This window comes from Pseudomonas sp. CFBP 8771, from assembly GCF_014841695.1.
Lineage (GTDB): Bacteria > Pseudomonadota > Gammaproteobacteria > Pseudomonadales > Pseudomonadaceae > Aquipseudomonas > Aquipseudomonas baltica.
Genome location: NZ_JACYUJ010000004.1, coordinates 361,769 through 381,683, shown reverse-complemented (window position 1 = coordinate 381,683; position 19,915 = coordinate 361,769). Strand labels below are relative to the sequence as shown.

The 19,915-nt window shown below is 63.1% G+C and carries 20 protein-coding genes and 1 pseudogene; 5 read left to right on the top strand and 16 right to left on the bottom strand.

Annotation, left to right across the window (positions count from 1 at the left end; genetic code table 11):
• Nucleotides 1-64 precede the first annotated feature (64 nt).
• From hflX to IFT80_RS11565, 7 genes and pseudogenes are all read right to left on the bottom strand, one after another.
• A complete protein-coding gene (hflX, locus tag IFT80_RS11595) occupies nucleotides 65-1,366 on the bottom strand; it encodes a ribosome rescue GTPase HflX (protein ID WP_122480372.1) in 1,302 nt (433 codons plus the stop codon).
• Between the two features lie 12 nt (nucleotides 1,367-1,378).
• Nucleotides 1,379-1,639, bottom strand: a complete 261-nt coding sequence (gene hfq, locus IFT80_RS11590) for an RNA chaperone Hfq (RefSeq protein WP_043191144.1) — start codon at nucleotides 1,637-1,639, stop codon at nucleotides 1,379-1,381.
• A gap of 93 nt (nucleotides 1,640-1,732) precedes the next feature.
• On the bottom strand, nucleotides 1,733-2,704 hold the full coding sequence (miaA, locus tag IFT80_RS11585; RefSeq protein WP_122480373.1) for a tRNA (adenosine(37)-N6)-dimethylallyltransferase MiaA: 972 nt from the start codon (nucleotides 2,702-2,704) through the stop codon (nucleotides 1,733-1,735).
• Between the two features lie 2 nt (nucleotides 2,705-2,706).
• Nucleotides 2,707-4,602 (bottom strand): DNA mismatch repair endonuclease MutL, encoded by a 1,896-nt coding sequence (mutL, locus tag IFT80_RS11580; protein ID WP_192059066.1) that lies wholly within the window; start codon nucleotides 4,600-4,602, stop codon nucleotides 2,707-2,709.
• A complete protein-coding gene (locus IFT80_RS11575) occupies nucleotides 4,602-6,011 on the bottom strand; it encodes an N-acetylmuramoyl-L-alanine amidase (RefSeq protein ID WP_192048115.1) in 1,410 nt (469 codons plus the stop codon). The genes mutL and IFT80_RS11575 overlap by 1 nt, the downstream gene beginning before the upstream one ends.
• Nucleotides 6,012-6,027: 16 nt before the next feature.
• On the bottom strand, nucleotides 6,028-6,498 hold the full coding sequence (gene tsaE / locus IFT80_RS11570; RefSeq protein ID WP_185794988.1) for a tRNA (adenosine(37)-N6)-threonylcarbamoyltransferase complex ATPase subunit type 1 TsaE: 471 nt from the start codon (nucleotides 6,496-6,498) through the stop codon (nucleotides 6,028-6,030).
• Nucleotides 6,486-7,307 (bottom strand): annotated as a pseudogene (locus IFT80_RS11565) (NAD(P)H-hydrate dehydratase); the annotation flags it as partial. The gene tsaE and the pseudogene IFT80_RS11565, both read right to left, overlap by 13 nt.
• A 126-nt stretch (nucleotides 7,308-7,433) precedes the next feature.
• Here IFT80_RS11565 and queG point away from each other — a divergent pair.
• The gene (queG, locus tag IFT80_RS11560) at nucleotides 7,434-8,504 is read left to right on the top strand and encodes a tRNA epoxyqueuosine(34) reductase QueG (RefSeq protein ID WP_192137592.1); all 1,071 of its coding nucleotides are present in this window, start codon (nucleotides 7,434-7,436) and stop codon (nucleotides 8,502-8,504) included.
• On the opposite strand, the gene IFT80_RS11555 is transcribed toward queG, so the two are convergent.
• The 6 genes from IFT80_RS11555 to IFT80_RS11530 form a co-directional block, all read right to left on the bottom strand.
• Nucleotides 8,489-9,097, bottom strand: a complete 609-nt coding sequence (locus IFT80_RS11555; RefSeq protein ID WP_122480379.1) for a trimeric intracellular cation channel family protein — start codon at nucleotides 9,095-9,097, stop codon at nucleotides 8,489-8,491. The genes queG and IFT80_RS11555 overlap by 16 nt on opposite strands.
• Nucleotides 9,098-9,205: 108 nt before the next feature.
• A complete protein-coding gene (locus IFT80_RS11550) occupies nucleotides 9,206-10,285 on the bottom strand; it encodes a 2Fe-2S iron-sulfur cluster-binding protein (RefSeq protein ID WP_192137591.1) in 1,080 nt (359 codons plus the stop codon).
• On the bottom strand, nucleotides 10,286-11,188 hold the full coding sequence (locus IFT80_RS11545; protein ID WP_192137639.1) for a diiron oxygenase: 903 nt from the start codon (nucleotides 11,186-11,188) through the stop codon (nucleotides 10,286-10,288).
• 60 nt (nucleotides 11,189-11,248) lie between these two features.
• The gene (locus tag IFT80_RS11540) at nucleotides 11,249-11,476 is read right to left on the bottom strand and encodes a hypothetical protein (RefSeq protein ID WP_049862045.1); all 228 of its coding nucleotides are present in this window, start codon (nucleotides 11,474-11,476) and stop codon (nucleotides 11,249-11,251) included.
• 5 nt (nucleotides 11,477-11,481) lie between these two features.
• Entirely contained in the window at nucleotides 11,482-12,189 is a 708-nt protein-coding gene (locus tag IFT80_RS11535) for an MOSC domain-containing protein (RefSeq protein ID WP_192137590.1), read from the bottom strand.
• On the bottom strand, nucleotides 12,186-12,884 hold the full coding sequence (locus IFT80_RS11530; protein WP_192137589.1) for a glutamine amidotransferase: 699 nt from the start codon (nucleotides 12,882-12,884) through the stop codon (nucleotides 12,186-12,188). The genes IFT80_RS11535 and IFT80_RS11530 overlap by 4 nt, the downstream gene beginning before the upstream one ends.
• Nucleotides 12,885-12,912: 28 nt before the next feature.
• Here IFT80_RS11530 and IFT80_RS11525 point away from each other — a divergent pair, with 28 nt between their 5' ends.
• Complete coding sequence (locus tag IFT80_RS11525) at nucleotides 12,913-14,223, top strand: aminotransferase class I/II-fold pyridoxal phosphate-dependent enzyme (protein WP_192137588.1); 1,311 nt, start codon at nucleotides 12,913-12,915, stop codon at nucleotides 14,221-14,223.
• 78 nt (nucleotides 14,224-14,301) lie between these two features.
• Here IFT80_RS11525 and orn read toward each other — a convergent pair whose 3' ends face one another.
• Nucleotides 14,302-14,844: an oligoribonuclease gene (orn, locus tag IFT80_RS11520; RefSeq protein ID WP_122480385.1), complete on the bottom strand. Its 543-nt coding sequence runs from the start codon at nucleotides 14,842-14,844 to the stop codon at nucleotides 14,302-14,304.
• 95 nt (nucleotides 14,845-14,939) lie between these two features.
• Here orn and rsgA point away from each other — a divergent pair, with 95 nt between their 5' ends.
• Nucleotides 14,940-15,971 carry a small ribosomal subunit biogenesis GTPase RsgA gene (rsgA, locus tag IFT80_RS11515; RefSeq protein WP_122480386.1) on the top strand — a complete coding sequence of 344 codons (1,032 nt, stop codon included), beginning with the start codon at nucleotides 14,940-14,942 and terminating at the stop codon, nucleotides 15,969-15,971.
• Here rsgA and IFT80_RS11510 read toward each other — a convergent pair.
• Complete coding sequence (locus tag IFT80_RS11510) at nucleotides 15,965-16,903, bottom strand: LysR family transcriptional regulator (protein WP_192055776.1); 939 nt, start codon at nucleotides 16,901-16,903, stop codon at nucleotides 15,965-15,967. The genes rsgA and IFT80_RS11510 overlap by 7 nt on opposite strands.
• A 98-nt stretch (nucleotides 16,904-17,001) precedes the next feature.
• Here IFT80_RS11510 and IFT80_RS11505 point away from each other — a divergent pair, with 98 nt between their 5' ends.
• Both IFT80_RS11505 and IFT80_RS11500 read left to right on the top strand, forming a co-directional pair.
• A complete protein-coding gene (locus IFT80_RS11505; protein ID WP_192137587.1) occupies nucleotides 17,002-18,201 on the top strand; it encodes an aspartate aminotransferase family protein in 1,200 nt (399 codons plus the stop codon).
• Between the two features lie 186 nt (nucleotides 18,202-18,387).
• Nucleotides 18,388-18,855, top strand: a complete 468-nt coding sequence (locus tag IFT80_RS11500; RefSeq protein ID WP_163007695.1) for a toll/interleukin-1 receptor domain-containing protein — start codon at nucleotides 18,388-18,390, stop codon at nucleotides 18,853-18,855.
• Between the two features lie 34 nt (nucleotides 18,856-18,889).
• On the opposite strand, the gene motB is transcribed toward IFT80_RS11500, so the two are convergent.
• On the bottom strand, nucleotides 18,890-19,915 hold the full coding sequence (motB, locus tag IFT80_RS11495) for a flagellar motor protein MotB (protein WP_192137586.1): 1,026 nt from the start codon (nucleotides 19,913-19,915) through the stop codon (nucleotides 18,890-18,892).

The window sequence follows — 19,915 nt, the reverse complement described above, 5'->3', positions numbered from 1 at the left end:
CCACGGCGCGCCGACCAATGCTACAGAATGCCCGACATGACAGCACAGCTGCCACACGAGGCTTTTATTGCAAAGTGTGTTGCTCGATGAATTCAGCGGGCTCCATGCCTTCGCGACTGACCAGGCGATTGAGCTCCGCACGCGGCAGGCGTATTGCCAGCAGACTGCCACCTTGCTCATCATGCGCTTCGCTTTGCACCGCGCCCAGCGAAAACAGCTGGGCGCGCAGGCGGCCCAGTGTCTGGCCCAGCTGCAGCGTGCCGACGAACAGGTCTTCGCCGAGCAGCTCGGCAACCGCCTGCTTGACCAGCTCGAGACCGCGCCCGTCGCGCGCCGACACCCATACCCTGACCGGTTTGCCGTCGGCATCGCGCTGTATCTGCGGCTCGACGTTCTCGAGCAGGTCGAGTTTGTTATACACCTCGAGTATCGGCAAGCCTTGCGCGCCGATCTCGGTGAGCACGGCCATGACCTGTTCGATCTGCGCCATGCGCTCGGGCTCATGGGCATCGATCACGTGCAGCAGCAGGTCGGAGTTGCTCGATTCCTCGAGGGTGGCGCGAAACGCTTCGACCAGCTTGTGCGGCAGGTGACGAATGAAACCCACCGTGTCGGCCAGGATCACCGGTCCCAGGTCGTTCAACTCGAGTCGGCGCAGGGTCGGATCGAGCGTGGCGAACAGTTGGTCGGCCGCGTACACCTCGGACTGCGTGACGGCGTTGAACAAGGTCGACTTGCCGGCGTTGGTGTAGCCCACCAGGGACACCGACGGAATGTCGGCTCGCCGGCGGCCGCGACGTGCCTGCTCGCGCTGGCTGCGAACCTTTTCCAGGCGCTGCTTGATCTGCCGCAGGCGTACCCGCAGCAGACGCCGGTCGGTTTCCAGCTGGGTTTCACCAGGGCCGCGCAGGCCGATACCACCGCCCTGGCGCTCGAGGTGAGTCCAGCCGCGAACCAGCCGCGTGCTCATGTGCTCGAGCTGGGCCAGTTCGACCTGCAGCTTGCCTTCATGGGTACGGGCGCGTTGCGCGAAGATATCCAGGATCAGACCGGTACGGTCCAGCACGCGGCACTCGAAGACTTTCTCGAGGTTGCGCTCCTGGCTGGGTGTGAGGGTGTGATTGAAGATCACCAGATCTGCGTGCTCGGCCTTGACCTGGTCACGCAGCTCCTCGACCTTGCCGCTGCCGATCAGAAATTTGGCACTGGGCCGATGACGGGCGACATTGACGAATGCGACAGTTTCGGCGCCGGCCGAGATGGCCAGCTCCTGAAACTCCTGCGGGTCTTCGCGCGCCTCAGGGTCCTGACCATCCAGATGAACGAGGATCGCTCGCTCACCACCACCGTGGCGCTCAAAGAACAAGGCAGACTCCTATCAAGCGTTACCTGGGTCGGTGTCGCCCTGCTCGGATTCGGTCGCACTTGGCAGACGAATCGGACGCACCGGTACAACCGTGGAAATAGCGTGTTTGTAGACCATCTGGCTGACCGTGTTCTTCAGCAAAATGACGAACTGGTCGAACGATTCGATCTGGCCCTGCAACTTGATACCGTTCACCAGATAGATCGAGACGCCGACCTTCTCTTTACGCAAGGTGTTCAAGTAAGGGTCTTGTAGCGAATGCCCTTTTGACATGTGCCGCACTCCTTTAAGGATCAATAGTGGAAAAGCTTTGAAAAGATGAAGGCTCTGACCGTCAGACCCAAGGATAGACGGCAATTGCGGGACTCAGCTCAATATGGAGGCCGAACCCAGGTATTTCAAGGTGCGAGGCAGATTGTCGATGGCCAGGCTGTCGAGCCAGTGCAGATCGGCCCAACTGCGCAACCAGGTAAACTGTCGCTTGGCCAATTGGCGCGTGGCGATGATGCCGCGTTCGCGCATCTGCACCTCGGTCAGCTGGCCATCCAGATGATCCCAGACTTGCCGATAGCCCACCGCTCGTATAGACGCAAGCCCAGCATGCAAGTCACTTCGAGCACGCAAGGCAGTGACCTCGTCGACGAAGCCTTGTTCCAGCATTTGTCCGAAACGCAAGGCAATTCGCTCATGCAGCACCGAGCGATCGGCGGGTGCGATTGCCAAGTGGGCCACAGTATAGGGCAATTGCCCGCTTGCCAATGCGCCTGCCTCGGTACTTTGCGCAGATTGTCGCGCGCGCAGCTCGGTCATGCTCGAACCACTCACGCGGTAGACCTCCAACGCTCGGATCAGCCGTTGCGGATCGTTGGGATGAATGCGCGCGGCAGAAACCGGATCGACCGCCGCAAGCTGGTCATGCAGTGCCTGCCAGCCGTGCAGCGCGGCCTGCGCCTCGAGATCGGCGCGCACCTGGGCATCGGCGCCCGGCATGTCCGCCAACCCCTCGAGCAAAGCCTTGAAATACAGCATGGTGCCGCCAACCAGCAGCGGGATGTTGCCCCGCGCGGTGATCTGCGCCATGGCCTGCAAGGCATCGCGGCGAAAGTCGGCGGCGCTGTAGCTTTGCGCCGGATCGAGGATGTCGATCAGCGCGTGCGGATGGGCGTCGAGCACCGCCCGCGACGGCTTGGCGGTGCCGATGTCCATGCCGCGGTAGACCAGGGCCGAGTCGACGCTGATCAGCTCGCACGGCAGCACCTTGCTCAGCTCAATGGCCAGGTCGGTCTTGCCCGCGGCCGTGGGCCCCATGAGGAAGATCGCCGGAGGTAGGCCACTCATGTTCAACGCCCGCGCAGGAAGAGTTTGTCCAGGTCGTCCAGTCCCATCTGGGTCCAGGTCGGTCGACCATGGTTGCACTGGCCACTGCGCTCGGTGTTTTCCATATCGCGCAGCAGGCCGTTCATTTCCGGAATGGCCAGGCGCCGGTTGGCACGAATGGCACCGTGGCAGGCCATGGTGCCCAGCAATTCGTTCAAGTGGGCCTGGATACGGTCGCTGGTGCCGTACTCCATCAGGTCGGCCAGGACATCGCCGACCAGGCGATTGGCCTCGGCCTGCTTGAGCAGGGCTGGAATCTGGCGTATGGCCAGGGTTTCCGGGCCCAGGCGCTGCAGCTCGAAGCCCAGCCGCTGGAACCACGCCGCGTGCTCCTCGGCACAGTCGGCCTCGCGTTGGCTCATGGCCAGCGATTCGGGCACCAGCAAGGGCTGCCCGCTCAGACCTTCGCTGGCCATGGCGATCTTCAGGCGCTCGTACATGATGCGCTCGTGCGCCGCATGCATGTCCACCAGAACCAGCCCCTGGGCGTTTTCGGCCAGGATATAGATACCCTTGAGCTGTGCCAGCGCGTAGCCCAGCGGGGGGATGTCGCCCTGGCTTGGTGGCAGACTGGGAATCGGCGCGGTGCTGCTGCCGGCGGTAGGCAGCGGTGCGAAGAACTCCCGGTAGGCGCTCTGCGCCTCGGCCACCGGCAGGGCAGCGGTCGGCCGTGGCGTGTATGAATAACCGCCGCTGTAACCCCCACTTGACTGCGGCTGGGCCATCGGTGAGTGCAGCAGGTTGGCCGCCAGGCCCATTTCACCCTGAGGGCCGAACTCGCCTGCCTGGGCCCCGCTCGGCCGCAACGGCTGGGCCTGCGCCGGCGCGCTCGCCAACTGGTCTTCCGGGCGAACATCGGCCAGCGCCCGGTGCAGTGTGCCGTAGAGAAAGTCGTGCACCATGCGCCCGTCGCGAAAGCGCACTTCATGCTTGGTCGGGTGCACGTTGACGTCGACCACCGCTGGGTCCACTTCCAGAAACAGGACGAAGGTCGGATGACGGCCGTTGAACAGCACGTCGCGATAAGCCTGGCGTACCGCGTGGGCCACCAGCTTGTCGCGCACCGCTCGGCCGTTGACGAAGAAGTATTGAAGGTCGGCCTGGCTGCGCGAGAACGTCGGCAAGCCAACCCAGCCCCACAGACGCAGGCCGTTGCGCTCGACTTCTATAGGCATCGCCTGTTCAAGGAACGCCGGCCCGCAGACCGCAGCGACCCGCCGTGCACGAGCAGTTTCATCATGGGCCTCATGCAAGCCGAGGATGCTCTTGCCGTTGTGCCGCAGGTGGAAGCCTACGTCGAAGCGCGCCAGCGCCAGGCGCTTGATGACTTCCTGCAGGTGGTCGAACTCGGTTTTTTCGGTCTTGAGAAACTTGCGCCGCGCCGGCGTATTGAAGAACAGGTCGCGCACCTCTACCGAGGTGCCGACGGGGTGCGCCGCAGGCTGCACGCGGGCGTCCATGTCGCGGCCTTCGGTTTCTACCTGCCAGGCCTGATCGGCCGCCGCGGTGCGCGAGGTCAGGGTGAGCCGCGCCACCGAACTGATCGAGGCCAGCGCTTCGCCGCGAAAACCCAGGCTCATGACGCGCTCGAGGTCCTGCAGGTCGCGGATCTTGCTGGTGGCATGGCGCGCCAGGGCCAGCGGCAGGTCGTCGGCCGAGATGCCGCTGCCGTCGTCGCGCACGCGCAGCAGCTTGACGCCACCCTGCTCGACCTCGATGTCGATGCGCCGGGCGCCGGAGTCCAGGCTGTTTTCCAGCAGCTCCTTGATCACCGAAGCCGGTCGTTCGACCACCTCGCCAGCAGCAATCTGGTTGGCGAGCCGCGGACTGAGCAGCTCGATACGCGCCGATTCAACCATTACTGGGACGCCAGGGCAGTGCTGGGAATGGTGACTTCCTGACCAATCTTCAATTCATCGGTTTTCAAGTCATTGGCGCTGCGCAAGGTGGCGATGCCCAAGTCGTAGCGCGCTGCGAGCATGGCCAGGGTCTCGCCGGGACGCACCACGTGGGTGCTGGGGCCGCGGGCAATCTTGCCGGTGTCGCGCAACCAGGCCATGTAGGTACCTGGCGGCGGGTTCTGCTGGAAGAACTGCTTCACGCCGGTACGGATGGATCGCGCCAGCGCCTGCTGGTGACCCGAGCTTTGCAGTTTGTTGGCTTCGTTGGAGTTGGAGATGAACCCGGTCTCCACGAGGATCGAAGGGATGTCCGGCGATTTCAACACCATGAACCCGGCCTGCTCGACCCGACGCTTGTGCAGCGGTGTCACCTGGCCAATGTTGCTCAACACTTTCTGGCCCACATTGAGGCTGGAAGTCAGCGAAGCGGTCATCGACAGATCCAGCAACACGCCGGCGAGCATGCGGTCCTTGTCATCCAGGCTGACGTTGCCGGCGCCACCGATCAAGTCCGAACGGTTCTCGGTATCGGCCAGCCAGCGTGCGGTTTCCGACGTGGCGCCGCGCTCGGACAGGGCGAATACCGAGGCGCCGAAAGCCGCCGAGGAGGGCGCGGCATCGGCGTGAATGGACACGAACAGGTCAGCGCCCTTCTTGCGGGCGATTTCGGTACGCCCGCGCAGCGGAATGAAGTAGTCGCCGGTGCGCGTCAGCTCGGCGCGAAAACCTTGTTCGGCGTTGATCTGGCGTTGCAATTCCTTGGCGATCTGCAACACCACGTCTTTTTCGTGCTGCCCGCGCGGCCCCGAGGCGCCTGGGTCTTCGCCGCCGTGGCCGGCATCGATGGCAATGACGATATCGCGCTTGCCGTTGGGCACCGGGGTCAGCTTGATGGCCGGACGCGTCGGCGTCACCGGCACCGCCGGCGTGATGGCCACGGCCGGCTGGGGTGGCGTGGGCTCGGCATCGGCCGCGGAGTCGAACAGGTCGACCACCAGGCGGTTGCCATATTGCTGGTTGGGCGCAAGCGTGAAGCTTTTCGGGGTGATGGCCTTTTTCAGGTCCACCACCACGCGCAGATCGGTAGGGGTACGCTGTGCCGAGCGCACGCTGGTGACGGGCGAGTCGCCAGGCGCCACGCTCAACGGACCGGCCGCAGTGGCGCCGTTGATGTCGATGACCAGTCGATCGGGCGACGACAGCGTGAACACGCTGTGCTGGACGGGACCTGTCAGGTCGAAGACCAGCCGGGTGTTATCCGGCGCTCGCCACAAGCGCACGCTCTTGACTTGTGTAGCGGCCACGGCATTGACGACAAAACCCGTCAACATCAGACCAACGACCGCGACCAGCGCGCGAATGCGCATACCTAACCCCATCAATTTATTTGGATTTCTGTGCCACAGCGGCACACCAGGACACACCGCGCGGGCCCTGTGGCGATAACTTCAACAGCCTTCCGGCCGCTTGCGGGCTTATGGTAATGGTCAGGTCCGGCTTTGGCAAAAAGCCTGCGCCCTGCTGAGGCCACTCGATCAGGCACAAGGCGTCCTCTTCAAAGTAGTCGCGGATGCCCAAATACTCCAATTCCTCTGGATCAACAAGACGATAGAGGTCGAAGTGAAAGGCTTTTATAGGGCCGATCTCGTAGGGTTCGACCAGAGTGAAGGTCGGGCTCTTGACCGCTCCGACGTGGCCCAGGCCGCGGATCAGGCCTCGGGAAAAGGTGGTCTTGCCGGCGCCCAGATCACCCTCCAGGAAGATCAATCCGTGGCCATGGGTCACCTCTGCCATGCGCGCACCGAATGCAAGCATGGCAGCCTCGCCTTCCAGGTAGATTTCTACTTCAGACACGGATAATGCTCCTCGAGCAACTGACGAATGGCAGGTATCAGGTCGCTGGCCGCCAAACCACGACCGAGCTTGCCCAGCCGCTCTCCGGCGCCGGCATGCAGCCACACACCCAGGCAGGCCGCATCGAAGCCATCCAGGCCTTGGGCACGCAGCGCGCCGACCAGCCCGGCGAGCACGTCGCCCAGGCCTCCGGTGGCCATGGCGGGATGACCCTGATCGCAGATCGCCAGGCGCCCATCGGGCGCAGCGATCAGACTGCCCGCCCCTTTGAGCACGCACACTGCCGAATACTGACGCGCCAGGCGCAGGGCCGCCGCGGGGCGATCGGCCTGCACCTGCGCGGTGGAAATACCCAGCAGCCTGGCCGCTTCCCCTGGGTGCGGGGTCAGCACGGCATCGGCCGGCAGCGCGACGGCGCCCTGCGCCAACTGATTCAGTGCATCGGCGTCCCACACCTGTGGCTTGTCCTGGCTGGCCGCCACCGACAGCAAGCTTCGGCCCCAGCTGGCCTGCCCCAGCCCGGGCCCGACCACCAGCACCGTGGCCGCTTCGGCCAGCGCCAGCAGCTGGTTGGCCGAAGCGATATCGGCAACCATCACTTCCGGCATGCGCGCCAGCGCCGGCGCCACGTGCTCGCCGCGGGTAGCCAGCGTTACCATGCCGGCCCCGCTGCGCAGGGCACTTTGCGCGCTGAGCAAGGCCGCACCGCCGGTGCCATGGTCGCCACCGATCACCAGTACACGGCCGTACATGCCCTTGTGCGCATCCATCGGCCGCGCGGCCAGAACCGGCAAGGTGGTGGGGTCGAGCTGCACGGCGGCCGAAGGCTGGCGCTGCCCCGCGTCGGGAATTTGCGTGTCTGGCGGCATGCTTGAACCTTTACTGTCGATGTCTGGCAGAATTATACCCACCTCCGCACAGGTTTCCTCGCTCGCATGTCTGCTCCCACCATCGACCTTCCCGCCCTGGCGCTCTCCATCAAGCAATGGGGACGCGAACTGGGTTTCCAGCAAGTCGGCATCGCAGGCCTGGACCTGGGCGAGCATGAACAGCACCTGCAGCGCTGGCTCGATGCTGGCTATCACGGCGAAATGGACTACATGGCTGCCCATGGCAGCAAGCGCTCACACCCCGAGCAGCTGGTGCCAGGCACCTTGCGGGTCGTTTCGCTGCGCATGGACTACCTGCCCGGCGACACCCAGATGGCGCAACGCCTGGCGCAGCCTGAAAAAGCCTATGTGTCGCGCTATGCCTTGGGCCGCGACTACCACAAGCTGATCCGCAAACGTGTGCAGCACCTGGCCGAACGCATCCAGCAGGACATCGGCCCGTTTGGCTTTCGCGCCTTCGTCGACAGCGCGCCGGTGCTGGAAAAAGCCATTGCCCAGGAAGCGGGGCTGGGCTGGATCGGCAAGAACACCCTGGTACTCAACCGCAAGGCCGGCAGCTACTTCTTCCTCGCCGAACTGTTCGTCGACCTGCCGTTGCCGGTCGATGAGCCCCACGCCAGCGAGCACTGCGGGCGCTGCACGGCCTGCCTGGACATCTGCCCTACCGCCGCCTTCGTCGGGCCCTACGTGCTGGATGCTCGTCGCTGCATTTCCTATCTGACCATCGAGCTCAAGGGCCCCATTCCCACCGAGCTGCGGCCGCTGATCGGCAACCGTGTGTTCGGTTGCGACGACTGCCAGATCGTTTGCCCGTGGAACCGCTTCGCCCGCCCTTCGGGTGAAGGCGATTTCCAGCCGCGGCATCAACTGGACAATGCCGAACTGGCGCAGCTGTTTTTGTGGGATGAAGACCGGTTTCTGAACAGCACCGAAGGCTCGCCCCTGCGCCGCGCCGGTTACGAGCGTTTTCTGCGCAACCTGGCGGTGGGGCTGGGCAACGCACCGTCGAGCATCCCGGTGCTCGAAGCCTTGAAGGCACGCCGCGAGGACCCCAGCGAACTGGTCCGTGAACACGTCGAATGGGCCCTGGCGGCCCACGCTCAACGGTCGTCGTAGACAAACTTGGGCATTTCCCAATGGAATCGAATAGCCAGCAGACGCAGGAGAAAGCCGCCGCACAGGGTGATGGACAGCGCCTGAATCGGCACCAGCTCCAGGTAGGTGCAACCCAGAAAGCACCACGCCGCAGCGAATGAGACGCTGGCATACAGCTCGCGGCGGAACACCAGGGGAATGTCGTTGCAGAGGATATCGCGCAGGATGCCGCCGAAGACTCCGGTGATCATGCCGCTGATGGACGCCACCAGATAATCGTGGCCCAGCTCCAGTGCAGTCATGGTACCGATCAGGGTAAACGCCACCAGCCCCAGCGCATCGAGCACCAGAAACAGCGAGCGCAGGCGGCGCATGAGCGGCGCGATGAAAATCGTCACCAGCGCCGCGACGCTGGTCAGCACCAGATATTCCGGGTGCTTGACCCACGTCAGCGGATAGTTGCCGAGCAACACGTCGCGCATCGACCCACCGCCCAATGCAGTCACACAGGCAATCAGCACCACGCCGAACCAGTCCATACCGCGCCGCCCTGCGGACAAGGCACCGGTCATGGCTTCAGCGGTGATGGCGATGAGGTAGAGGGTCAGCAGCATGGGAACCTGGAGCCAAAAGACGAGCAGTGTGATGGGCGCGGTATCGACTGCAACATGGGCGCCGCGATGATCGCTCATGATACCGGGCACGCACTGGCGTTGTCCGCTTCACGAGGTCCGGAGACACAGCGTGAGTTCATCGCCCACAGGATAGCTGCAACACGCCAATGCGTACCCAGCCGCGCGCTCCTGTACGCTCAGTGCAAAATCGGCCTCGCTGCGACATTCCCCTTTCAGGACTTTGATCTTGCACGCACCACAAATTCCAGCACGACACTGACTGCGCACTTTCAGGCCCTGGGATTCCAACTGCGCAAGCAGGGTCAGCGAATGAACCGCTTCGAACTCGACCCCCGACGCGGGGATCTTCAAACGCACCGTTCCAGTGTCGGCCTGCTTGGCGGGCAACGGCGAATCGGCCGAGCTGAATGCTTCGATAAAGTACTGGGCCCCACCATGCCGAACCTGCATGGCCCGGTGTATTTCTACAGCGAATGCCTGGCTTCCGCAGATTACGATGCCTTGCGACGCCTCCAGGGCGTCCAGCACCCCCTGGTTTGGACGCCCCCTCCACAAGCAGCCGTTGTCTTGGTACAACGACTGCCGGGTGACATGGATGCGCAAAGTGAACCAGCGTTCGGCAAGCTCCAGGGTCATCAACTCGGCGAAGCATGGCACGGCTTCCAGAGAGGGCGTGCACAACAGCAATGTGATCCGTGGCACTCGGCGGCCTTGCCGTGCCCATTGCCTGAATTCGCGTATCAATGCCCAAGGCAAGGTAAACCCGATACCACCAGCCAACAGCGCCACGCTATCCAAACCAGAAAGTTGTTGCGCCGTGATATCTCCTGCAACGCCCACACAGCGCACCAAGGCGCCGACCATCAGATGATTGAACATCGTCTCTGACAACCCTTTGGAAGGCACGCGCTGGACGATGATCTCAACCTGCCAGCGCGTGGGGCAGGCCACTATCGAATAGCAGGCCGTGCGAACTTGACCGGTAGCACCTGCGTATTCAAGTATCAGGTAACGGCCTGGGACATATTCTTCTTCACGCTGTTCATCGAGCACCGTGAAGACAAATCTCCTCGCGTTCTCGGCAACGTCGCATGCCACATCACACCGTAGAAAACCTGGCCCAACTGGCTCTACTGCAGATGAATTGTTCTTGGCCGAAAGCACCATCTATTCCAGACCTATACGTGCAAGGAGACTGGAAACCGACTCGGTGTAGACCTCTACTTCGCTTGATCGAGAACACTCCAGAAGCATTGCCTCATACCCCTGGAATCCCGCTAGAGAAAGCGCCCGAGCCCACGCACCCAGTTCGTTATCGGCAAACATCTCTACCGTCCTGGCAATCACAGCCTGCAAGTACGTTCGTTCGCCAACACTTAGCGTGTGGACGATATCGCACGCTACAAAACTGAAAACACTTGAATGGCTCCACTCATCCACTGCGTGAGTACGAGTCACCTCATGGCACACCTGCTGGATGGAGTCATCCTCGGACAAGGTTTTCAGGTAGTCAGTGATCAAGGTTTCACTGGCACAGGCAATACCGAATCGAGTGAGCCGCCGCTGCCACTCAGCCTTACATGTGGACAATATCTGGTCCCGCCAGCGGATGAGATTGAAGTCGCTGAAATCGAGGTAGGGCAGCTTGCGGTTCAGATAGATGTAATTGCATGCCGTAACTGACATTTTGGTATGGAGCGCTTCGTCAAGCAGCGCCTCAGACATCACTCGCTGCAGGATGTCGCGGTTGCGAGACTCAACAGGTGGCCTTTTGATGATGTCCTCGCAGGCAGGTGTCACAATGTCGCATTCGATATAAATGGTTTTGAGGTTATAGATAATCCAGCCATAGGACAGACATCTGGATTTCATTTCAGCCGTAGTTGCCTGCCAGGCTGGATGACTTCGAAACGGAACCAGCGACTCGCTAAAGTCCAACCTGCCGTGTTCGAAGAGCAATTCGCTGTACGGGGTCGCATCATTATTGACTGCTGCCCGTACGTTCCACAAAGAAGACAACTTCTCCAGCATGTTCCTGACGCCATCATGGCTTTCCGGACCAACTTCCATATTCACGTGCTGTGTACCTCTTTACCTGTAATGTTCAACCAATTGCGCCATTGATGGCATTCAAGTCTTTGCAAACATGCCCTGCGCATACAGCAACCGAATCCCGTCAGGCGTGGATTCCAACAACCGGCGCTCACCCGTTTTGCGTTGTATGTCGAGGGTGTAGCCCTCGCCTTCGGGGAAGCGGCGGACCACATCCGCCAATGCATGCTCGGCAGCGGCATGCTCTATATCGAACTGGCACCAGTACGCCCGGTGCAATTGAACGATGACGCGAAAGTGCTGCATGGTTTCTACTCTCCTGAAAGGGGACCCAGCACTCGGCTGGCCCAGTTCTCGATCTGCCCCGTTGTCAGGCGCCGCTCCACGAGTGAGCGCCAGGATGGTACGAGCGGCAGTTGCGCAAGTTGGCTCAACTCATCGAGGTCCAGCGGCCGTTCGTACAACAGCGCGATGACTCTGCGCAACGGCCATCGAGGGATGGGGCGGCCCTCGAGCACCATTGCGTCGCCTGCTCGCAGGACACCGCCCTCGAGGACCCGGTAATACCAGCCGGTCATTGCACTGGCCTGCATGCGCAAGGCCATATCGCTCACCTCGAAGCGGTCGCTGAGCTTCCAGCAAGGCTGGCGGGTCTGGCTGACTTCGAGGAGCACGTCGCCGCAGCGAAAGATGTCACCCAGACAAACGGTGGTTTCGTCGAGACCGACAGTCGACAGGTTCTCACCGAATGCGCCTGGCCATGCAAGGCGTGGATGCTCGCCGATGAGCTGTGTCCACTCCTGATAGTGCTCGAACGGGTAGTGGTGAAGGGCTTTGTCGGGGCCTCCATGGATGCGGCGGTCCCCCTGCTCATCACCTGTTATTCCCAGCGTTCCCACTTCAACCGGTCCGCACACCGACTCCTTGTCGATACCGGTGAAACTGCCTGGGCGCGTAAAACGGCGAGACTTGCCCGCGAGCACGTGCCGCAACTCGATGACGGACCGCGCCCCACTCATCGCAGGCGCGCCAGCCAGTCGATCAGGATCGTACTGGCTGCTTGTACGCCTGCAGAACCCAAGGCCTGAGCCTGGGCGCGCAGTTCGCGGGGGTCGATTCGCTGTTGATGCAGTTCGTTGGCGTGGCCGACCAGCCATGCTTCGAGTGCCTGCGGTGCCACCTCGAGATGAAATTGCAGCGCGAGCACCTGATCGCCCACGCTGAATGCCTGATGGGGGCAGGCGTCGGTACCGGCGAGTAGCGTGGCCTGCGCTGGAATGTCGAACTGATCGCCGTGCCAGTGCAGTACGGGTATTCCGTTCGCCAGGGGCGCCAGTACCGAGGTGCTTCCGGCTGCGGTCAGCGTGACGGGGCCGAAGCCGATTTCCTTATGGCTCATGGCGGCAACGTCGGCGCCCAGGGCGCGAGCGATCAGCTGAGCGCCCAGGCAGATGCCCAACAAGGGTTTACCGTTGTCCAGGCGTTGGCGGATGAGCTGGAGTTCGTCCAGCAGGAATGGGTACAGCCCTTCATCGAAAGCGCCAATGGGCCCGCCAAGGATGATCAGCAGGTCTGCCGAGCTCACATCAAGCGACGCCAGCGGATGCAGAGGCGCCTCTATCGTTTGGATTGCATAGCCTTCGGCTTCCAGCACCGCAGCCAGGCAACCGAGGTCTTCGAACGCGAGGTGACGCAGGACCAATGCTCTTTTCATTTTTGTACCAATACAATAATATGAATGTATGAATACATTATTGACGAATGCGTCCACTGCCGTCGAGATCGCCGACGCCATCGAGCGGCAGATCCGCCAGGGTGATTTGCTTCAAAACGCTTCGCTGCCTTCGGTCCGCAACCTGGCCATGCAGCTCGAGGTCAGCCCCAATACCGTCGCGGCGGCCTATGGAAGGCTGCGCGACAGCGGCCTGTTGATCACCGACGGGCGCCGCGGCACGCGCGTCAATGCACCAGGGTTGCAGGTCGCCGAACACGGCTTCGTTATCCCTCAGGGCCTCGACGACATGGCCAGCGGCAATCTGGATGCCGCGCTGTTGCCAGCCGCGGATCACGACTGGCTGCTGCGCAACTTCAAGCAGAATGGTTTCGACCAGTTCGGCGATGATCCACAGCTATCCGGCCTGGCACGCGACTGGCTCGTGAGCCAGCGATTGCCCAGCGAGCACGTGGGCGTATATTGCGGGGCGCTGGACGCTGTGGAGCGAGCACTGCGGGCGCGCTGCCGACCCGGCGCCACGGTGCTGATCGAAGACCCGTGCTGGCCACCGTTGCGCGATCTACTCGCCGGGCTGCAGCTCAAGCCGGTGACCCTGGCGATGGACGACCATGGCGCGCTGCCACCGGCGCCCGAGGTGCTGCGCGGTGCGGCGGCCGTGGTATTGACGCCTCGCGCGCAGAACCCGACCGGCTGTTCGTTCGACGCCCAGCGGTGGCGGCAGTGGTCGCAGGCCATGCAGGACCCGGTGCAGACCCTGTTGGTGATCGACGATCATTGGGGGCCGCTGAGCCAGGCCCCGACCATTGATTTGCAGCCGCTGCCACAGCAATGGGTCTACGTGCTGTCGACCAGCAAGTTTCTGGGCCCTGATCTGCGGGTGTCGATTGCCGGCGCCAGCGCGTCCCTGCACGCCGAGATGCAACGCCAGCAGCGGGTCGGCCCGCGCTGGGTCAGTCTGCTGCTGCAACGGCTGACCGCCCATCTGTGGAGCGCGATGCTGCAAGGGAATCGTTTGGCGGAAGTCGGTGCAGCCTATCGAAGCCGACGACGCTCGCTGGTCGAGGCGCTCGAACTCAACGGTGTGAGGCCGTCCAGTTCGGGTGAAGGCCTGCACCTGTGGCTGCCGGTTGTGGATGAAACCTCGACGGTGCAGGCCTTGGCCGCCGCGGGTTGGGCGGTCCAGGCAGGGAGCCCGTTTCGGTTGCAGAGCGGGCAGGCGGTGCGTGTCAGTGTCGGCAACCTGGCTCATGCCGATATCGCGCGGTTGGCCGGCGACATTGCCAGTGCCATGCAGGCACCGCGGCGTCGGGTGTATTGAGAGAGGTAGGCTTGAGGGGCTCTTCGCGGGCAGAGGGATCGCCGCCCGCTTCGCTCCCACAGCAGAGGTTTCCGGGCTTCAGAACTTGATGAAATGCTTGCGGTAGTGTTGCAGCTCGGCGATGGATTCGCGGATGTCGTCCAGGGCCAGGTGGGTGCTGCCCTTCTGGAAACTGTCCTTGACCTCCGGAGCCCAGCGCGCGGCCAGTTCCTTGAGGGTCGAGACATCGAGGTTGCGGTAGTGGAAGTAGTTTTCCAGCTCGCGCATGTGCCGGTAGAGGAAGCGGCGATCCTGGCAGATGCTGTTGCCGCAGATCGGCGACTTGCCCTTGGGCACCCATTGCTCGAGGAAGGCAATGGTCTGCGCCTGCGCATCGGCCATGCTGACGGTGCTCTCGCGCACCCGCTGGGTCAGACCGGAGCCGCCGTGCTGACGGGTGTTCCACTCGTCCATGCCGGCGAGGATCTCGTCGCTCTGGTGGATGGCGATAACCGGCCCTTCGGCCAGGGTATTGAGGTCGCTGTCGGTGACGATGGTGGCCATTTCGATGATGACATCGTGATCCGGGTCCAGGCCGGTCATTTCCAGGTCGATCCAGATCAGGTTCTGTGGGTTCTGCATGAAAGTCTCCTCGGCGTAGCTGCGCAGTTTAGCCTAGCCGGCCGTGCTAGTATCCCGCCTTCGTCAACACCTGCATTCATTTACACGGAACACACATGGCCAAACGCCAACTGAACCGCCGCCAGAACTGGCGTATCGAAAAAATCCAGGGCGAGCGCGCTGCCCGCGCCGCCAAGCGTGAGTCCCAGGCCCTGGAGACGCTGGAAGGCGGTGACCTGGGCCCCGAGCAGACAGGGCTGGTAATCGCGCACTTCGGTGTTCAGGTGGAAGTCGAGGCGCTGGAAGGCGAACAGACCGGTCAGGTTTGCCGCTGCTACCTGCGCGCCAACCTGCCGGCGCTGGTCACTGGCGACAAGGTGGTCTGGCGCGCCGGCAATCAGGGCATCGGTGTCATCGTTGCCCAACTGCCGCGCAGCACCGAGCTGTGCCGCCCCGACAGCCGCGGGCAGCTCAAGCCGGTCGCGGCCAACGTCGACCTGATCGTCATCGTGTTCGCGCCCATGCCCGAGCCCCATGCCAACCTGATCGACCGCTACCTGGTGGCTGCCGAACACGCGGGCATCCATCCCCTACTGCTGCTGAACAAGGCCGACCTGATCGACGAGCAAAATGCGCCGGCGCTCAACGCGCTGCTGGCGGTGTATCGCCAGCTGGGTTACCCACTGCTCGAGGTCTCGGCTCATCAGGGCGATGGCATGCAGCAGTTGCAGGCACGCCTGGATGGTCACATCAGCGTATTCGTCGGCCAGTCCGGCGTAGGCAAGTCATCGCTGGTCAACAGCCTGCTGCCTGAAGTGCAGGCCCGTGTGGGTGCGCTGTCGGAATGGTCCGGCCAGGGCACGCACACCACCACCACCGCACGGTTGTTCCACTTCCCCGGCGGCGGTGAGCTGATCGACTCCCCCGGTATCCGCGAGTTCGGCCTGGGCCATGTCAGCCGCGCCGACGTCGAAGCCGGCTTCATCGAGTTCGCCGACCTGCTTGGCACCTGTCGCTTCCGCGATTGCAAGCACGACCGCGAACCCGGCTGCGCCTTGCTCGCAGCACTGGACGATGGCCGTGTGCAGCAGCAGCGCATGAACAGCTACCGCTCGATCATCGCCAGCCTGACCCAGGACACCTACTGATCCAGGGTATCTGCTGACCCTGAGGCCGGCTGCGGCCCCAGGGTCTGGACGATGTAGTCCACGAATGCGCGCAGCTTCGGCGAACGGTAGCGCGCCTGTGGATAAAGCAGGTGCATGGGTCTGCCGGGCAACGCGTATCGAGCCAGTACCTGGACCAGCTTGCCTTCCTCGAGATCGCCACGCACCAGCACGTCGGGAAGCATCACCAGGCCCATGCCCGCCAGGGCGGCCTGACGCAGCCCGGCGCTGCTGTTGGTGACCAGACGCCCTCGAACATCGACGCCGATCGAGCCATTGGGCCCCTGCATGGACCACCGCTTTTGCGTGCCGCGCCACTCATCGCCTGGGTTGTACATGAATTGCAGGCACTCGTGCGCAGCCAGCTCTTCGGGGTGGCCAGGCGTGCCATGGCGACGCAGGTAGTCCGGGGACGCACAGATGCTCAGTCGATAGTCGTCCAGGGGACGTGCGATCAAGGTCGAGGGCTCCAGATTACCCAGGCGCAGGGCGGCGTCGTACCGGCCGTCGAGCATGTCCTGTACCTGATCGCCGAGGCTGAGGCTGACGCTGATCTGCGGATAACGCTGAAGAAACCCCGCCAGTGCCGGCGCCAGGCACTCGGCGCCGAAGGTGGGCGGCGCGGTGATCCGTAACAGGCCCTGCGGGGTGCCTTGGGTGTGTTCGGCCCAGCGCTCGGAATCGGCGACCAGCCCCAGCACCTCCAGGCAGCGCTGGTAGTAGGCCTGGCCCGCGTCGGTCACCTGCTGACGGCGCGTGGTGCGCAGCAACAGGGTAACGCCCAGACGCTGCTCCAATGCCTGCAGATGGTTGCTGACCATGGTCGTGGACAGGTCGCAGGCGTTGGCGGCTGCCGTCATGGTGCCCAGCTCCACGACTTTCACGTACACCTGCATGGCTTGGAACAGATCCATTATCAACTCCAAGTGAAAAGTGCATCCAGTCTAGCGGCGTTTATCCATCTGAGCTTGAAGGGAATACTGCAGATTCATTTCCTCCCGAGAGATTCGCGATGAGCGCCAGCCACTTGATGCCGACCTATCAACCCCTGCCCCTGACGTTCACCCGCGGCCTCGGCACCCGCCTGTGGGACGACAGCGGCCGCGAATACCTGGATGCACTGGCCGGCGTGGCGGTGACCAACGTGGGTCATAGCCATCCCGACGTGGTAGCCGCCATTGCCGAACAAGCCGGGCTGTTGCTGCACACGTCCAACCTGTATGCCATCGACTGGCAGCAACGATTGGGCGCGAAGCTGGCCGAAAAATCCGGCCTGGCCCTGGCGTTTTTCAACAATTCGGGGGCCGAGGCAAACGAGACCGCATTGAAGCTGGCCCGCCTGCATGGCCATGCCCGCGGCATCGCCCGGCCTTTGGTGGTGGTCATGAACAACGCCTTTCACGGGCGCACTCTGGCCACCCTGGCAGCCAGCGACGGCGCGCACCTGAGCGCCGGACTGGGCCAACTGCCGGGCGATTGCGTTAGGATCCCCTTCGCCGACCTCGACGCGCTGGCCAGCGTCACCCAGGCGTTCGGACAGCGCATTGCGGCAGTGCTGCTCGAACCGATTCAGGGCGAAAGCGGTGTGCATGTCGCCTCTGCCGCCTACCTGCGCGCCCTGCGTGAGCACTGCGACAACCATGGCTGGTTGCTGATGCTCGATGAGATCCAGAGTGGCATCGGTCGCACCGGCCAGTGGTTCGCCTACCAGCATGCGGACATCCAGCCGGATGTGGTCACGCTGGCGAAGGCCCTGGGCAACGGCATTCCGATCGGCGCCTGCCTGGCCAGCGCGGCAGTAGGCCGCCTGTTCACGCCCGGCAGCCATGGCAGCACGTTCGGCGGCAACCCGCTGGCCTGCCGGGTTGGCTGCACGGTGCTGGACATCATCGAGCGCGAGGGGCTGCTGGACAATGCGGCGCGTCAAGGGCGAGTACTGCTCGAACGTTTGTGCAGCGAAGTGGGAAACCTGCCCGGGGTCAAAGCGGTTCGGGGCATGGGCCTGATGATCGGCATAGAGCTGGACCGGCCCTGCCGCGAGCTGATGCAGCGGGCGGCGCAAGAGCATGCCCTGTTGATCAACGTAACCCGTGGCACCACCCTGCGCCTGCTGCCGCCCTTGATCCTGAGTGCGGCTGAGGTGGAGCGTATTGCCGATGCCCTGTACGCCTTGGTCCATGCGCCGCAAGGGTTTTGCACAGGTGCCGGCTAGAGGAATTGGCCGTAGGAGAAGTTACTTTCCTAGGTAAGGAATGTCTCTTTTGAATGACATACCTTGCCGCTTAAACGGCATTGAACAATCTTTCAACCTTCAACACTCACGATGAAGGTTTTCCATGCTCGACCTGCCCGTTGCCTGCCTGCGCCTCGTTCGACCGACTGCTGGCGGGAGTCGGCGATGAGCGTGTTCATCGGCTACCAGCATGCCGATCATCCACACGCGTTGCGGGTCCGCAAGCAACTGCGCAGGGCCGGGATCGAGGTGCGCATGGACGTGATGGACTTCGAATCGCTGACCACCCTGCATGTCACCGAGACGATCACCGCGCACATCCGTGACTGCACCCACGTGATCCTGATGATGTCCCACAGCAGCGCGCGGCGTTGGTGGATACCCTTCTCCATCGGCGAGGCGACCTCGTGGGACCGACGCATCTGCGTGTATCGAATGGGTGACCAGGCGCTGCCCGAATACCTGGCCCATTGGCCGACCCTGACGCGCACGCAGCAATTGGACTTCGTCATCGAGGCCTACCACCGCGAGGCGGCCCTGCGCATGCCGGCCAGTCAGCGCGAGACGCCGCTGCAGCTGTGCGCGCGCGATATCCACAGGGGCCTGCGCGAACGCATCGGGCGTGGATTCTAGCTCGGCCGCAAGGCTGGGAAGGCGGTGCGGCCCATCAGGGCGCGGGTTTGCCCGGCTCGACCATCTTCGTCGAGCCGTCCTCGAAGAGGTTCAGCCGCTGGCGCAGCTCGCGCGGCTGCACCGGCGCATCGGGATCACCGATCGACGCGCCAGGAGGACTGGCAGCTGGAGGCACGCCGGGGGCCGGAGTTTCCAGGGCCGGTTGCTCGCCTTCGATATCGCGCTGGGCCTTCTTGGTCAGAACCACGATATCGATACGGCGATTGATGGAGTTCAGCGGATCCTTGCGGTCGAACAGCGAAGACGAGCCATAGCCAACCACGCGCGCGATCTGGTCTTCCGGGTAGCTGCCGGCTACCAGCGCGCGGCGCGCGGCATTGGCACGGTTGGACGACAGCTCCCAATTGCCGAAGCCGCCCGCCGCACTGCCGGCGTAGGGCTTGGCATCGGTATGACCGCTGACGCTGATCTTGTTCGGCACCGCCTTGATGGTGTCCGCCATGGCCAGCAGGATATCCTCGAAATAGGGTTTGAGCCGCGCACTGCCCAGGTCGAACATCGGCCGATTCTCGGCGTCGGTTATCTGGATGCGCAAACCGTCCTGAGTGATCTCGAAAAGGATCTGGTCCTTGAATTTCTGCAGCTGGGGGTTTTCGTCGACCTTGTTCTGCAGTTCCTGCAGCAACAATTCGAGGCGTTCCTTTTCAACCTGCTGGGCCACTTGCTCGGCCTGCTCGGCCGCGACCTGAGTCGAGGTCTCGGGCTTGGGCGGCGACACCTCGACGTCCGGATTCAGCGTCTTCTCGGGCGATAGTTGAGGCGAGCCGCCCAGGTCGATGACATAGGGCGTGCCGCTTTCGGAGAAGCCGATCGGGTCCTTGAAGTAGCCAGCGATGGCGATCTTCTGTTCAGGCGTGGCTTCGGACAACAGCCACAATACCAGGAAGAACGCCATCATCGCCGTCGCGAAGTCGGCGAACGCGATCTTCCAGGCGCCGCCATGATGGCCGCCGCCAAAGCGCTTGACCCGCTTGACGATGATGGGCTGGTTGTTTTCCAT